Source organism: Mammaliicoccus sp. A-M4, from assembly GCF_022386955.1.
In the GTDB taxonomy this organism is placed as follows: domain Bacteria; phylum Bacillota; class Bacilli; order Staphylococcales; family Staphylococcaceae; genus Mammaliicoccus; species Mammaliicoccus lentus.
In genome coordinates this window covers 105,199-121,129 of sequence record NZ_JAJNHH010000003.1, presented here as the reverse complement: position 1 = coordinate 121,129, position 15,931 = coordinate 105,199, and the positions used below count along the sequence as shown (strand labels likewise).

General features: G+C 32.0%; 12 protein-coding genes and 1 other annotated feature. Of the genes, 8 read left to right on the top strand and 4 right to left on the bottom strand.

Annotated elements, in window-relative coordinates; genetic code table 11:
- Window positions 1–21: 21 nt before the first annotated feature.
- The 5 genes from murC (at window position 22) to ccpA (ending at window position 5,394) form a co-directional block, all read left to right on the top strand.
- The gene (murC, locus tag LQ682_RS04170; protein ID WP_064205241.1) at window positions 22–1,332 is read left to right on the top strand and encodes a UDP-N-acetylmuramate--L-alanine ligase; all 1,311 of its coding nucleotides are present in this window, start codon (window positions 22–24) and stop codon (window positions 1,330–1,332) included.
- An 82-nt stretch (window positions 1,333–1,414) separates the two neighbouring features.
- A complete protein-coding gene (locus LQ682_RS04165) occupies window positions 1,415–1,966 on the top strand; it encodes a DUF948 domain-containing protein (protein ID WP_017000608.1) in 552 nt (183 codons plus the stop codon).
- Window positions 1,967–2,057: 91 nt separating this feature from the next.
- Window positions 2,058–2,720, top strand: coding sequence for a YtxH domain-containing protein (locus LQ682_RS04160; RefSeq protein ID WP_210618631.1), 663 nt, complete (start codon window positions 2,058–2,060; stop codon window positions 2,718–2,720).
- A 304-nt stretch (window positions 2,721–3,024) separates the two neighbouring features.
- Entirely contained in the window at window positions 3,025–4,104 is a 1,080-nt protein-coding gene (locus LQ682_RS04155; protein WP_064204367.1) for a bifunctional 3-deoxy-7-phosphoheptulonate synthase/chorismate mutase, read from the top strand.
- 300 nt (window positions 4,105–4,404) lie between these two features.
- A complete protein-coding gene (gene ccpA / locus LQ682_RS04150; RefSeq protein WP_017000611.1) occupies window positions 4,405–5,394 on the top strand; it encodes a catabolite control protein A in 990 nt (329 codons plus the stop codon).
- A gap of 37 nt (window positions 5,395–5,431) precedes the next feature.
- Here the strand turns inward: ccpA and LQ682_RS04145 are convergent, their stop codons facing one another.
- From LQ682_RS04145 to LQ682_RS04135, 3 genes are read right to left on the bottom strand one after another with little or no spacing between them, the layout of a single operon-like run.
- Entirely contained in the window at window positions 5,432–6,577 is a 1,146-nt protein-coding gene (locus LQ682_RS04145; protein ID WP_103269442.1) for an acetoin utilization protein AcuC, read from the bottom strand.
- Complete coding sequence (locus LQ682_RS04140; protein ID WP_017000613.1) at window positions 6,570–7,214, bottom strand: CBS and ACT domain-containing protein; 645 nt, start codon at window positions 7,212–7,214, stop codon at window positions 6,570–6,572. The genes LQ682_RS04145 and LQ682_RS04140 overlap by 8 nt, the downstream gene beginning before the upstream one ends.
- An 11-nt stretch (window positions 7,215–7,225) precedes the next feature.
- The gene (locus LQ682_RS04135; RefSeq protein ID WP_017000614.1) at window positions 7,226–7,861 is read right to left on the bottom strand and encodes a GNAT family N-acetyltransferase; all 636 of its coding nucleotides are present in this window, start codon (window positions 7,859–7,861) and stop codon (window positions 7,226–7,228) included.
- Between the two features lie 148 nt (window positions 7,862–8,009).
- Between LQ682_RS04135 and acsA the strand changes: the two genes are divergently transcribed.
- Together acsA and LQ682_RS04125 are read left to right on the top strand one after the other, a co-directional pair.
- On the top strand, window positions 8,010–9,722 hold the full coding sequence (acsA, locus tag LQ682_RS04130) for an acetate--CoA ligase (RefSeq protein WP_017000615.1): 1,713 nt from the start codon (window positions 8,010–8,012) through the stop codon (window positions 9,720–9,722).
- 219 nt (window positions 9,723–9,941) lie between these two features.
- Window positions 9,942–11,609, top strand: coding sequence for a formate--tetrahydrofolate ligase (locus LQ682_RS04125; protein ID WP_064204364.1), 1,668 nt, complete (start codon window positions 9,942–9,944; stop codon window positions 11,607–11,609).
- Between the two features lie 135 nt (window positions 11,610–11,744).
- Here LQ682_RS04125 and LQ682_RS04120 read toward each other — a convergent pair whose 3' ends face one another.
- A complete protein-coding gene (locus LQ682_RS04120; protein ID WP_064204363.1) occupies window positions 11,745–14,198 on the bottom strand; it encodes a transglycosylase domain-containing protein in 2,454 nt (817 codons plus the stop codon).
- 100 nt (window positions 14,199–14,298) lie between these two features.
- Window positions 14,299–14,487: a binding site (T-box leader), on the top strand.
- A gap of 54 nt (window positions 14,488–14,541) precedes the next feature.
- Here LQ682_RS04120 and tyrS point away from each other — a divergent pair.
- Window positions 14,542–15,804, top strand: coding sequence for a tyrosine--tRNA ligase (tyrS, locus tag LQ682_RS04115; protein WP_064204362.1), 1,263 nt, complete (start codon window positions 14,542–14,544; stop codon window positions 15,802–15,804).
- Window positions 15,805–15,931: the final 127 nt, after the last annotated feature.

The window sequence follows — 15,931 nt, the reverse complement described above, 5'->3', positions numbered from 1 at the left end:
AAATAGAAGGAGTGACATGAAATGACATTATTTCATTTTGTCGGAATAAAAGGGGCTGGAATGAGTTCTTTAGCACAAATTATGCATGACATGGGCCATAATGTACAAGGTTCTGATATAGAAAATACAGTGTTTACTGAAATTGCATTGAAAAATAAAGGAATAAAAATATTACCTTTTGATGTAGAAAATATTCATGAAGGTATGACAGTTATAGCTGGAAATGCTTTTCCTGATACTCATCCCGAAATTGCTAAAGCATACGAGTTAGGTCTTGAAGTTAAAAGATATCACATATTCTTAGGTGAATTTATGTCTCAATATACTTCTGTAGCAGTAACAGGTGCTCACGGTAAAACTTCAACAACTGGTTTGCTTTCTCACGTAATGAATGGTGATCAAAAAACATCATTTTTAATTGGGGATGGAACGGGTATGGGCTTACCTGATAGTTCTTATTTTGCATTTGAAGCATGTGAATATAGAAGGCATTTCTTAAGTTACTATCCTGATTATGCAATTATGACAAATATTGATTTCGATCACCCCGACTACTTCAAGAATTTACAAGATGTGACGAATGCCTTTCAAGAAATGGCAAATAACGTAAAGAAAGCTATTATAGCTTGGGGCCACGACGCAGAATTAAGAAAAATAAAAGCAGATATTCCGATTTATTTTTATGGATTTGAAAATGAAAATGATGTTTATGCTGAAAACGTTCAAACTTCTTCAAAAGGCACTACTTTTGATGTTTACTTTAAAAATGGTAAGCAATATATAGGTTCATTTACGACACCTATGTATGGAGACCACCATGTATTAAATGCACTTGCAGTTATTGCAGTATGTTATTTAGAAAACTTAGATATTAATAATATAAAAGAAGCATTATTAACATTTGGCGGTGTAAAAAGAAGATTTAGTGAAAGTTTTTATGATAATCAAGTTTTAATAGATGATTATGCACATCATCCAAGGGAAATTAATGCTACAATTGAGTCAGCGAGAAAAAAATATCCTGAAAAAGAAGTGATAGCAGTATTTCAACCACACACTTTTTCAAGAACTGAAACATTTTTAAATGAATTTGCAGAAAGCTTAAATCAAGCGGATCAAGTTTATTTATGTGATATATTTGGTTCTATAAGAGAGCAACAAGGTGAATTAACAATAAATGATCTACAAGCGTTAATTGAAAATTCAAAATTAATTAGTGAAGAAACAGTTTCACAACTTAAAAACCATTCAAATGGTGTTATACTATTTATGGGCGCTGGAGACATACAAAAAGTTCAAAGAGCCTATGTGAGTACTCTTACTGAATCATAATATTATGTTTATGCATAATGATTAAGGGTATTAAATATTAGTAAATCATATTAAGTTTTATAATTATTAGGAGGCGTTCAGTATGGATTGGTTATTACCATTAGCAGGTATTATTGCTGCTATTGCATTTTTAGTTATTTGTGTAGTATTAGCAATGTTCTTAGTGCAATTATTAAAAACAGTTAAAGGAATCAATGAAACTTTAGATGGCATTCAAGGCCAAATACAAGGAATTACACGTGAATCAACTGACTTACTTCACAAGGCAAACCGCTTAACTGAAGATATTCAAGATAAATCATTACGTTTAAATTCTGTTGTAGATGCAGTTAAAGGTGTTGGAGATTCAGTACAAACACTTAACTCTTCAGTAGATAGAGTTACAAATTCAATTACGCATAATATCTCTCAAAATGAAGATAAAATTTCTCAAGTAGTACAATGGTCAAATGTTGCAATGGAAGTTGCAGACAAATGGCAAATGAGAAAGAATCGTAGAAGTTATGCTTCATTTAAAAATGGTACAACGACTTCTAAAGATTATGAAGCGGAAGTTCCTAAAGATTATAATGAACAAACGACGTCTGGTGATAAATTAGACGAAGATAAAATTAATGCAGGATTGAAAAAATAAAGTTAATGAGGCTGAGACATAATTAAATGCCTCAGCCTCAAACATTTTATTGTCTATTAACATTAATTAATTTAAACAGGAGGTTTTATTGATGGAAAATCAATATAATAGAGATTTATATACACATGGTTTAGAAACATATGAAGCAAAACATGAAAATAATACAAGTGGTAGAGATTTTGTATTTGGTGTGATTTTAGGAACAGTAGTAGGTGGGATTGCCGGTTTATTATTAGCGCCTAAATCAGGTAGAGCTCTTCAAGATGATTTAAGCGAACAGTCAAATAAAATTATTGAAGATGTTAAAACTAAAACAGACGATTTAAAAGCTCAAGCTCAAACAAAAGCTGAAGAACTTCGTACACAAGCAGAAGAAAAGAAAGAAGAAGCAACTGAAAAAGCAAAAGAAGTAAAAGCTAAAGCTGAAGACAAAAAAGAAGAAGTAAAAGCTAAAGCTGAAGACAAAAAAGAAGAAGTAAAAGCTAAAACTGAAGAAAAGAAAGAAGAAGCAGCTGATAAAGCAGAACAAGCTAAAGCTAAAGCTGAAGAGAAAAAAACAGAAACAAAGAAAAAAGCTGACGAAGTAAAATCTAAACAAGCTGAAAAGAAAGCAAACAAAAATGTTGTAACAGCTGACGATGTCGATGACGAAGAATTAAAAGCACAAAAAGGTGCGATTAAGTCTGAAGTTAATGATGAAGATTTAAAAGGACCTAAAACAGTAGTAGAAAAAAAGACTTTTGATAAAAAGTAAGCATTAAAGATAAAAGCCAGGCTGAGACATATTAATGTCTCAGCCTGATTTATTATATTGGCAGTAGCTAACAAAGGTGGATTACAACCTCTTTTAAAAAAATTAGATTTCAGTTCCACTTTCTTTTTAATATTTATACATATGAGGTATTATATATAACATAAACATAAATTATAATTATTTTCAGAAAAATAACAATTAAGGTTGAATAGCTCGATTTTAATTGTTATACTACTATCTAATCACTTATATATTTTATCGCTTTAAAGTATGTGAGTTAAATTGTTTACATGAGGTGAAGAGGATGACAAATGAATTAGAGAATTTAAGACAGAGAGTAGAAGAAATTAATGACGAAATTTTAGGATTGTTATCAGAACGTGGTGACCTAGCTAAAAAGATCGGTGAAGAAAAAAGTAAACAAGGTACTCAAGTTTATGATCCACAGCGTGAAAAAGAAATGTTAAATAAATTAATTGACGCTAATAAAGGACCATTTAACGATAATACTATTAAGCAATTATTTAAAGAAATATTTAAAGCTTCAACTGATTTACAAAAATCTGAAAATGAAAAACATTTATATGTTTCTCGTAAATTAAAACCAGAAGATACTATCGTACAGTTTGATAATGGTGCAATAGTAGGTAATAATAAAAAGCAATTTGTATTTGGTCCATGTTCTGTAGAGTCACAAGAACAAGTAGATACAGTAGCACAAGATTTAGCTAATAGAGGTGAGAAATTCATAAGAGGTGGCGCATTCAAACCACGTACATCTCCATATGATTTCCAAGGGCTTGGAGAAGAAGGTCTACAAATTTTAAAAAATACTAAAGATAAATACGGTTTAAATGTTGTAAGTGAAATCGTAAACCCTGCTCACTTTGAATTAGCAGACGACTACTTAGATGTATTCCAAATAGGTGCTCGTAACATGCAAAACTTTGAGTTATTAAAAGAAGCAGGTAAAACGAATAAACCTGTATTATTAAAACGCGGATTATCTGCAACTATTGAAGAATTTATTTACGCTGCAGAATACATACATTCACAAGGTAATAGCAATATCATCCTATGTGAACGTGGTATTAGAACGTATGAAAAAGCAACTAGAAATACTTTAGATATTTCAGCTGTTCCAATCTTAAAACAAGGTACACACTTACCAGTTATGGTTGACGTTACACATAGTACTGGCCGTAAAGATATCATGTTACCATGTGCTAAAGCAGCATTAGCAGTAGGAGCTGATGGTGTTATGGCAGAAGTACATCCAGATCCATCAGTAGCATTAAGTGATGCTGGACAACAAATGGATTTAAATGAGTTTGATGCGTTTTACAAAGAAATTGTAAAAGCTGCAAAACTTTATGAGAAATAAGCTCAATTAAAAAATATTTATTAATATTATCCCTTTAAGTAAACATAATATGTGTTCACTTTAGAGGGATTTTATTATGGAAAAACATAAGCTTTATGTGGTATAGTTTAATTTATCGCCGTTTTCTGAAAAACAATTTTCATTTTACACTTTCTTTTAAAAACTTAAGTTTCTTTTATCGACAAGAGTTTATGAATATCTTATAATGAGTAATTGTGAGTTCGCTTTCATATGCTTTGAAAACAATATGAAAACGTGATAGAATGTACTAGAAAACGTTTTCAAAAATGGGAGGATATTATGACTGTAACAATATATGATGTAGCAAGAGAAGCAAAAGTTTCAATGGCTACTGTATCTCGTGTTGTAAATGGTAACCAAAATGTTAAACCGTCAACTAGAGATAAAGTAAACGAAGTTATTAAGAGATTAAACTATAGACCAAATGCTGTTGCACGTGGTTTAGCAAGTAAAAAAACTACAACAGTTGGCGTAATTATACCAGATATTTCGAATGTTTATTATTCTGAATTAGCAAGAGGATTAGAAGATATAGCAACAATGTATAAATATCATACAATTATTTCTAACTCTGATAACGATAGTGATAAAGAACAAGAAATATTTAACAACTTATTGAGTAAACAAGTTGATGGTATTATCTTCCTTGGTGGAACATTAACTGACGAAACTGTTGAGTTAATTGAGAAATCATCTGTACCAGTTGTAGTATCTGGAACAAATGATAAAGAATCAAAATTAGCATCTGTAAACATTAATTACACACAAGCTAGTAAAGAAATAGCAAATACACTTATTGAGAATGGTGCTAAGAAGTTTGCATTCGTTGGTGGTGGATACTCAGAGAAAGCACAAGACGATGCTATTCAAGGTCTTGAGTCTGCATTAGAAGAGGCTGGTCTAGATATTAATGACAATGCTAAATATGTTGGTAATGAAACATATAAAGATGGCAGTAAAGCATATGAGACAGTATCTCAAGCTAATCCTGATGCAATTCTTTGTATAAGTGATGAACAAGCAATTGGTATTGTTCATGCTGCTCAAGATGCAGGTGTTAAAATACCTGAAGAATTGCAAGTTGTCAGCTTTAATAACACAAGACTCGTTCATATGGTTAGACCACAATTATCAAGTGTTACTCAACCGCTTTATGACATTGGAGCTGTTGGAATGAGATTGTTAACTAAATATATGAATGACGAACAAATTGACGAGCCTAATGTTATATTGCCGTATAGAATAGAATATAGAGGCACAACTAAATAATAAAAGAGGGAATTCGATAAACGAATCTCCCTCTTTTTTATTTATACCACTCTAAAATTCTTAATTTCGTGTTATTATTTTTTTCAGTTATTTCGGTTTTTCTTGGTATTTCCATATAATCATCTTTTTCATCTATCCATGTTTTTGGTAAAGGAAACGGAGCGCTGCTTTGATATTTATCAAGCCAAGTCTGTGGTATATTTCCTTTTGGGGTATCAAGATCATTTAAAGCAAACCAAACATGAGACCAAGCTCTAGGTACAACTCTCCAAATATTATATCCGCCTCCGCCGATCATAATGACTTTACCATCACAATACTCGTCTGCTAGATTTTTTACGATATATGGTATTTGATATAACGTATTCAAAGTACAACTTAAATGCGTGAGTGGATCTAAATAATGAATATCGACACCATTTACACTTAGTATAATATCTGGCTTGTAAGCTTTACATACAGCTTCTACTGTTTCTTTAAATACGTCTATATATGATTCATCCTCCGTGTATGCGTCTAATGGTATGTTTACAGTTCTACCAAATCCTTTACCATCTCCACGCTCAGTAATGGCACCTGTTCCAGGGAATAAATATCGACCTGTTTCATGAATAGAATAATTCATAACATCTTCATTAGTGTAAAATGACCATTGAACGCCATCTCCATGATGTGCATCTGTATCAATATACAAAACCCTTTGTTTATATTTGGATTGTAAATATTGTATTGCAACAGCACTGTCATTATAAATACAAAATCCACTTGCTTTCCCTTTGAATCCATGATGTAATCCACCACCTAAATGGCATGCTCTCTTTGCTTCACCAGACATAACTGCATCAACTGCATTCAAAGTTCCACCTACAACTCTTGCACTATTTTCATGCATGTTTACAAATTGAGGGGTGTCTTCACTATTTAATCCATATTTATCATATTCTTCTATAGGTAAATCTCCATTGCCTGCTTTTTTAATAGCTTCTATGTAGCTCGGTTCATGAACGAGTTCTAATTCTTCGTCAGTTGCTAATCTTGGTTGTATCAAATGTTCAGATTTAAGCACACCTAGGTCAATAAGCAAATCAGTCGTTAACTTTAAACGCATTTGATTGAAAGGGTGACTATCTGAAAAACGATATTTCAATAAATCCTCTGAATACACATATTTAACATTAGTCATTTCTTATACCAAATGGATATATGACATGGTAATTTTTCTCTTCCAATAATTTATATATTTTTTCAGGATTCATTGATTTTACTCGTAACATAAGATATCTTTTCTTAACATTTTCTTGATCAGCATAAGCAAGAACGTTTAATATATCAATATTTTGTTCTTTAAATATAGCAGTAATATCGTGTAATGCACCAATTTTATCGTCAATATGTACTTCAATTATAGAACCAGGAATTGTAACACCAGTTAGTTCTAAAAATGTATTTAACATATCTTTTTGTGTGACGATACCAATTACTTTATTATCACGGAGAACTGGTATAGCTCCAATTGCCATTTCGTAAAAATCTAAAGCTATATCTTCTACAAAATCTAAAGGATGACATCTAATAACATTTCTTCTCATAATTTTAGAAACAGATAAACTTAAACTATTATTTGGATCTTCATCAGATAAAATGCTTGGTAAAGCCATTTTTATATCTTTATCTGAAATAATTCCTAACAATTCGTCTTTTTCATTTACAATTGGCAAATGCCTAATTTCTTTTTGTGTCATAAGTTCTAAAGCATTTTCAATAGATTGGTTACCTTGAATTGTTGTACAAGGTGAAGTCATAATTTTTTCAACTAACATAATATACCTCCTTAAAAGAAAAAACGATTCATAAATCTTAGTCTGTCGAAAGCTTCCATTTGCTCTTGGCTAATATTTGCTCCTATTCTTGCCATTAAACTATTGGCAGGATGGCTGATTATTTCTGGGTCATCAGTCGCAAATACTTCTAAACCACCTTCTGCCATCATTTTATGCATGATTTTTTGATATTCATAAACATCTAATCCACTGTTTTTTAAATCCCAATGCCAATAGTATTCTGTAGTGATAACGATATAATCTTCCATTTCTGGTGACTTCATAGCTAATTTAAGCATTTTCTTTCCAAGTCCATATTTTCTGTATTCTAAAGAAAGTTCAATAGCACCTAACTCAAGGATATAGGGTAGGTCACCATCTGACCAACGCTCAAGTGGATCAGGATAAACGTAAGTTGTATAACCGATAATATGTTGATCTATTCTACATACAATAATTCTTCCTTCAGGTAATTCAGAAATTTCTATTAGCGCTTCAAATTGTTCCTTAGGTACGCGAAAACTATCTAACCCTTCATCAAAAGTCATTTCTTTTAATTTTTCGGGTTCTACAGGACCTTCAATTGTTATATTAGAATCAGATGTAAAGGGTATAGTTTCTGATATGAAGGTCTTTTTATAGTCCATAGTATACCTCCTTCCTATTAATATGGTAATGTGTAAATATAAAGTTTATTTTGAATAATCAAATTTTTTTGAAAAGTATCATCTACTTATATTATAATAGACTCAGGCTTTATTGGAAACGATTACATTTATAAAAGGGGAGATTTAGATGAAAGTCGAAGTATACGAAGCATTAAACGAAGATTATAATCTATCAAATTATGAGAATGCAGTTAATAATCATAACTGGAAAGATATTGAGAAAAATTTCAGTTGGAGTGAAACTGGTAAAATAAACATGGCATATGAATGTATAGATCGTCATGTGGACAATGGTAAAGGGGACAAATTTGCACTCCACTATAAAGATCAAAATAGACAAGATAGTTATACGTTTAAAGACTTACAAATTGCTAGTAATAAAGCCGCTAATCTTTTAAAAGATAAAGCAAATGTTGAAAAAGGTGACCGTGTATTTATATTTATGCCAAGAACACCAGAATTATATTTTGCTTTGTTAGGAACATTAAAAATTGGTGGTATTGTTGGACCATTGTTTGAAGCGTTTATGGAAAAAGCGGTAAAAGATCGCTTAGAAAATAGTGAAGCTAAAGTAATCATCACAACTAATGATCTAGTAGATCGAATACCTAAAGATGAATTACCGAATTTAGAACATATTGTAATTGTTGATGAAAATGTTTCTGAAGAGTATGTTGACTTCAATAAAGAACTCGAAAAAGCTGATAGTGAATTTGAAATAGAATGGTTAGATAGAGAAGACGGATTAATTTTACATTACACTTCAGGTTCAACAGGACAGCCTAAAGGTGTATTACACGTACAAGAAGCAATGTTAGTTCATTATATATCTGGTAAATATGTTTTAGATTTTAAAGAAGATGACGTATACTGGTGTACTGCTGATCCGGGTTGGGTTACAGGAACATCATACGGTATCTTTAGTCCATGGCTAAATGGCGTAACAAATTGTGTGGCAGGTGGAAGATTCTCACCTGAAGGATGGTATGAATTCATCCAAACATTCAACGTTACAATCTGGTATACAGCACCAACTGCACTAAGAATGTTAATGGGCGCTGGTGATGACATTGTTAAAAAGTATGACCTTTCATCATTAAGACATGTTCTTTCAGTTGGTGAACCACTAAACCCAGAAGTAATTAAATGGGCTTATAATGTATTCAACCACCGCGTACATGATACTTGGTGGATGACTGAAACAGGTGGACACATGATTGTTAACTATCCTTCATTGGATATTAGAGCTGGTTCAATGGGTAAACCATTACCAGGTATTGAAGCAGCAATTGTTGATGATCAAGGTAATGAACTACCACCAAATAGAATGGGTAATTTAGCTCTGAAAAAAGGTTGGCCTTCAATGATGAGAACAATTTGGAATAACCAGCCTAAATATGATTCATATTTCATTAACGACGAATGGTACGTTTCTGGAGATTCAGCTTATAAAGATGAAGATGGTTATTACTGGTTCCAAGGGCGTGTTGATGATGTCATCATGACTGCAGGTGAACGAGTAGGACCGTTTGAAGTTGAATCTAAACTTGTTGAACATCCAGCAGTTGCTGAAGCGGGTGTAATAGGTAAACCAGATCCAGTTCGTGGAGAAATTATTAAAGCATTCATTGGTTTAAGAGATGGATATGAAGAATCTGATGAACTAAAAGAAGAAATAAGAAAGTTTGTTAAAGAAGGTTTAGCTGGGCATGCAGCACCTCGTGAGATAGAATTTAAGGATAAATTACCTAAGACACGTTCAGGTAAAATTATGAGACGTGTATTAAAAGCTTGGGAACTAGACTTACCAGCAGGAGATTTATCTACTTTAGAAGAATAAGTTAATATTAATCATGTTAAAAAGCCAAGAATAATCCTTTAAATATAAAGGAGTTTCTTGGCTTTCTTCATGTCAAAAATTTGATTTTTAACAACAGTATTTCATATGAATTTCACAATAATATTAATCGACTTTTTATGCATATTTGTATATGCTAAAGATAGAAGTTGAAAAGGTATACATATGAATTTGTTATTTAAATTTAAGGAGTGAATGAGCTTGAGTCATTTATCAGATTTAGAAATTGCAAATCAAAGTACGTTAAAACGCATTAATGAAATAGCTGAAAAAGTAGGTATAACAAACGAGGCACTTGAACCTTATGGACATTTTCGCGGGAAAGTTGATATTACAAAATTAAAAGATAAAACAGAAAAAGGGAAAGTTGTATTAGTTACAGCATTGAGTCCAACACCAGCAGGAGAAGGGAAATCTACTGTAACAGTAGGTCTAGCTGATGCTTTAAATCAATTGAATGAAAAAGTTATGGTAGCTCTACGTGAACCATCACTAGGACCTGTTTTTGGCATGAAAGGTGGAGCGACTGGGGGAGGTTACGCTCAAGTACTCCCAATGGAAGAAATTAATTTGCATTTTAATGGTGACTTACATGCTATTACAACTGCTAATAATGCATTATCTGCTTTTATAGACAATCATATATATCATGGTAATGAACTCAATATAGATTCAAGACGAATTGAATGGAAACGTGTATTAGATATGAACGATAGAGAACTAAGACAAGTAGTAGTTGGACTAGGTGGACCAGGTAGAGGTGTTCCAAGAGAAGATGGATTTGATATAACTGTAGCGTCTGAAATAATGGCGATATTCTGTCTTTCAAACGGAATAGAAGATTTGAAAGAAAACCTTGCCAATATAACTGTCGGTTATACAGTCGATAAAAAACCTATAACAGTAAGAGACTTAAAAGTAGAAGGAGCTTTAACGCTCATTTTAAAAGATGCTATCAAACCTAATATTGTTCAAACTATTGAAGGTACACCAGCACTAGTACATGGTGGGCCATTTGCTAATATTGCTCACGGTTGTAATTCAATTATTGCAACAAATACTGCGCGTAAACTAGCGGATGTTGTTGTAACAGAGAGTGGGTTTGGTTCCGATTTAGGGGCAGAAAAATTTTTAGACATAAAAGCGCGTAAAGCAGGATTTGATCCAAGTGCTATTGTAATTGTAGCTACTATTAGAGCTTTAAAAATGCACGGCGGCGTTTCAAAAAATGAACTAAAAACTGAGAATGTAGAAGCAGTCAAAAAAGGTATTGTAAACTTAAATAAACATATTGAAAATATTAAACAATTTGGTGTAGAGCCAGTTGTAGCAATCAATGCTTTTATTCATGATACGGATGAAGAAGTAAAATTTGTTGAAGATTGGTGTAAAGGGCAAGGTGTGAAAGTTGCTTTAACTGAAGTTTGGGAAAAAGGTGGTAAAGGAGGTATAGATTTAGCAAAAGAAGTTTTAAAAGTACTAGAAAAACCTCAACAATTTAAACCACTATATGATTTAGAAATGTCTATAGAAGATAAGCTTGAAACCATCGTTCAAAAAGTTTACGGTGGTCGTACAGTCAAATTTACAGATAAAGCTTATAAACAATTGAAAACAATAAAAGAAAATGGTTGGGATAAATATCCAGTATGCGTCGCTAAAACACAATATTCATTTACCGATGATCCTACAAAATTAGGTGCGCCTACAGAATTTGATATAACAATACGAGAATTATTGCCGAAAACAGGGGCGGGTTTTATAGTAGCATTGACAGGAGATATTATGACGATGCCTGGATTACCGAAACAACCAGCTGCTTTGAATATGGATGTTAATGAAGATGGCACAGCGAAAGGTTTATTCTAAAAAATATCATATATCAAATAAAAAAACATCAATCCGAAAGTTATAAAACTAAAGGATTGATGTTTTAAGTTTCAGGTTGGGATATAAATAATTGTCTCAACCTGTTTTTATTATATTCGTTTTATGATAATTAGGTTAGTCACCACTTGGTGGTTTAGTACTTGTACCACTGGATGGTTTACCGCTATCTGAATCTGCTTTTTTGTTTTCGCTTGAGTTGTATGACCAAGCTTCTTTAGAGTTTTTAGATACTTTCTCTTTAGGTTTGATTTTAGATGATGTATTTCCATCTACAGCAATACCAAGTCGTTTCAATACTGATTCTGAATAAATGTCTTTTTCAGAAGTATCTACTTTATCAGAGATTAATGTAGAAGCTTTTGATTCGCCTTTACTACAACTACCAGTAGAGTTTGTGTATTGACAAATTGTCTTCTCACTAACTGTACTTGGTTTTTCGAAATCGCTGTCATATCCTAATTTCTCTCTATCTGTATTTGATAGGGCGTTAACCATATCTCTCCACATAAAGATTTGATAATGACTATCTTCGTCAAATGTAATTGGTTGATCGTAGCCCATCCAAATACCTAATGTTACTTTCGGTGTATATCCTACTAATAAGCTGTCTTTACCAGCTTCTGATGTACCTGTTTTAGCTGCCCATGTTCCATCATAAGAATCTTTAATTTGATAACCTGACCCATCGTCTAGTACACCTTTTAGTATATCAGTTGTTAAATAAGTGGTAGATTCACTGAATATACGTTTAGGGTCTTTCTTATGTTGGTAAACAACTTCACCGTCACGTGTTTTAATGGATTCAATCATATAACTATCGTTATATTCACCTTTATTAGCTAAAGTACTAAATCCATCAACATCTTGTCCTAAAGTGAAGTCAGCTGTACCTAATGTTAGTGCTAATCCATCTTGTACGTTTTCTGGTACGTTCATACCCATTTTATTAAGGTTTTCCCATGGTTTATAATCCTGTACGTTACTGTATAATCTTAATGTACTTAAGTTAAGTGAATTTCTTAATGCATAATCTACAGTTACGGGTCCAAACTCTCTTCTATCATAGTTATCAGGTGAATAACCATTGATATCAAACTTTTTATCTAGTAAAGCAGTGTTTGGTGTGATTAAACCATGTTCAAATGCTGGTGCATATGTTAAGAGTGGTTTCATTGTAGAACCAGGTGATCTTTTTGCTTTTGTTGCGTGATTGATTTGTGATTTTTCATAATCACGACCACCTACAAATGCTAAGATCTTACCGCTACCATTTTCTTTTAGTAGTGCACCAACTTCGTGTTGGAAATCTTTTGTTGCTTTTTTACCTTCCGCATTAGTGTAGCTTGCTTCTCTATCCCAAGAATAGCTATTTGAATTATTTTTTACATCTTGAAGAGTGTCATACATATCTTTTTCGATTGTTGTATCGACTCTGTATCCTTCAGTACGCATTGCTTTATTAGCTTTCTCAGTATATTTAGTCATTAATACTGGCGTTTGGTCTAATTCTTTCTTAGAAATGTTATCTTTTTTAGCTAAATGATATTTTAAAATGTCGATTGTACGATCTTCCACTTCTTCAGTTAAGAATGGATATTTTTGATTTGGTTCTTCAACTTTATCGACAAATGATTTTTTAATATCAAATTTTAAAGCTTCATCGTATTCTTTTTTACTGATTTTTTCTTCTTGATACATTCTTTTAAGTACATATTGCTGACGATTAATACCAAACTCTAATGATTTATCATCTTTTAAATCACCGTTTGGTAAAAATGGTGTGTAAGTATATGGGTTTTGAGGTAATCCTGCTAAATAAGCTGATTGTGCAACATTTAAATTTTTAGCAGATTTTCCAAATACACCTTGTGCAGCTGATTCAATACCTGCAATATTAGACCCATTAGAGTTACGTCCAAATGATACTACATTTAAATAACTGTCTATAATTTCATCTTTTGATAAGTTTTTTTCGACATTCATAGATAGCAGCATTTCTTTTGCTTTACGTTCGAATGATGTTTCATTTGTTAATAACTGATTTTTAACTAATTGTTGCGTTAAAGTACTACCACCAGAAGAATTTGAACTACCTAGTACTTCTTGTACTGAGGCACGTAAAAATGCTTTTGGTACAATACCATTATGTTGGTAAAACTCTTCGTCTTCTGTTGCTATAAGTGCATTTTTTACATTATCACTTATTTCATTTCCCTTAATAACATCCCTTTGGACATCACTTTTTAATCGGCCAAGAGATTCTCCAGAACCAAAATATACAGACGTGCTTTCGGTCATAGAATAAAGTTGTTCTTTCATTTCTTTCTTAGACATCACTTTTTCATCTTTGACGAGGCCTGCAAAGTATCCGCCACCAATACCTAAACCTAATGCTAGTAATAAACAACTAATAAAAAGAATAATAAAAAACAAATTGCTTATGACTTGGTAAGTTGTAAAGAATATTAGTTTTGGAGTCCATTTTGCTTCTTTAAAAGTATTTTTATATTTCTTACTTGAACGATTAAATTGATCTTTGAATTTATTTTTAGACTGATTTGAACTCAAATTTTAACCTCCAATCTAATCATCATAATTATAACATATATAAATAATATTGACTTTTAAAATTGTTAGCTTTATACTTTGTAATTAATTGCAGATTGTGTTGAACTAAAGGAGAAGTAATGATTATTATCTTTTTAAGAGAGTCAGTGGTGCTGGGAACTGATAAAGAGGTAATTGTGAATACACCTTGTAAAAAATAGTTCTACGTTTTTAATGTACGTAACATTAATGAGAGATGACATAATAATGTCATAAGTATGGTGGTACCGTGTATTCAAGCACCCTTACATTTTATTGTAAGGGTGCTTTTTTATTTTATTTTATTTTGGAGGAGGAAAATATTATGGCAAATGCATTATTAGAAGATTTAAAATGGAGAGGCCTTGTTTATCAGCAAACTGATGAAGAGGGAATTGAAGAATTATTAAATAAAGAGTCAGTAAAAATATACTGTGGTGCAGATCCAACTGCAGATAGTTTACATATAGGACATTTATTACCTTATTTAACTTTAAGAAGATTCCAAAATCATGGTCATACACCTATTGTTTTAGTAGGCGGAGGTACAGGTATGATTGGTGATCCTTCTGGAAGAACTGAGGAAAGAAAATTACAGACTGATGAACAAGTCGAAGAAAACGTTCGTGGCATTATGAATCAAATGCATAAGATTTTTGAATTTGAAGGCGAAGATGCTGCAATTTTAGTAAATAATAAAGATTGGTTGAAAGAAATAGATTTAATTTCTTTCTTAAGAGATTATGCGAAACATGTTGGTGTGAATTATATGTTAGGTAAAGATTCAGTAAAAGCACGTTTGGAAATGGGCATATCATACACTGAATTTACTTATATGATTTTACAAGCTATTGATTTCGGTTATTTAAATAAAAATTACGACTGTAAAATGCAAATCGGTGGTTCAGATCAATGGGGTAACATTACAGCGGGTCTTGACTTAATGAGAAGAATGTATGGTGAAACTGAGGCGTTTGGATTCACAATTCCATTAGTTACAAAAGCAGATGGCAAAAAATTCGGTAAATCAGAATCAGGTACAGTTTGGTTAGATAGAAGTAAAACTTCTGCATACGAGTTATACCAATTCTGGATTAATTCACAAGACGCAGATGTTGTTAAATACTTGAAATACTTTACTTTCCTAGACAGAGAAGAAATTGAAAGATTAGAAAAAACAGTAGAAGAAGCGCCTCATTTAAGAGAAGCACAGAAAGTGCTTGCTGAAGAAATGGTTGGGTTTATCCATGGTCCAGATGCTGTAGAAGAAGCAAAAAGAATTACAAATGCTTTATTCAAAGGAGATATTAAATCTTTAACAAAAGATGAAATCGAAGCAGGTTTCAAAGATGTGCCAACAGCTGTAGTTAGTAAAGAAACAACTCAATTAGTAGAGTTTATTATAGAAGCGGGTGTATCTCCATCTAAGAGACAGGCAAGAGAAGACATTAATAATGGTGCAATATATTTAAATGGTGAAAGAATTCAAGATGTTAATCATGAAATTACTACTGAAGACAAAATTGAAGATGAATTTACAATTGTAAGAAGAGGTAAGAAGAAATATACAATGGTTAAATATTCATAAAAATTTAGAAAAGGAGAGGGACAATGAAATCTTGTTATAAATACTAGATTTCTTTACCACTCCTTTTCTATTGTAGAATTATAGTTTTATCTACCATATAATGTATAATGAATAGTGTAAAATTCAG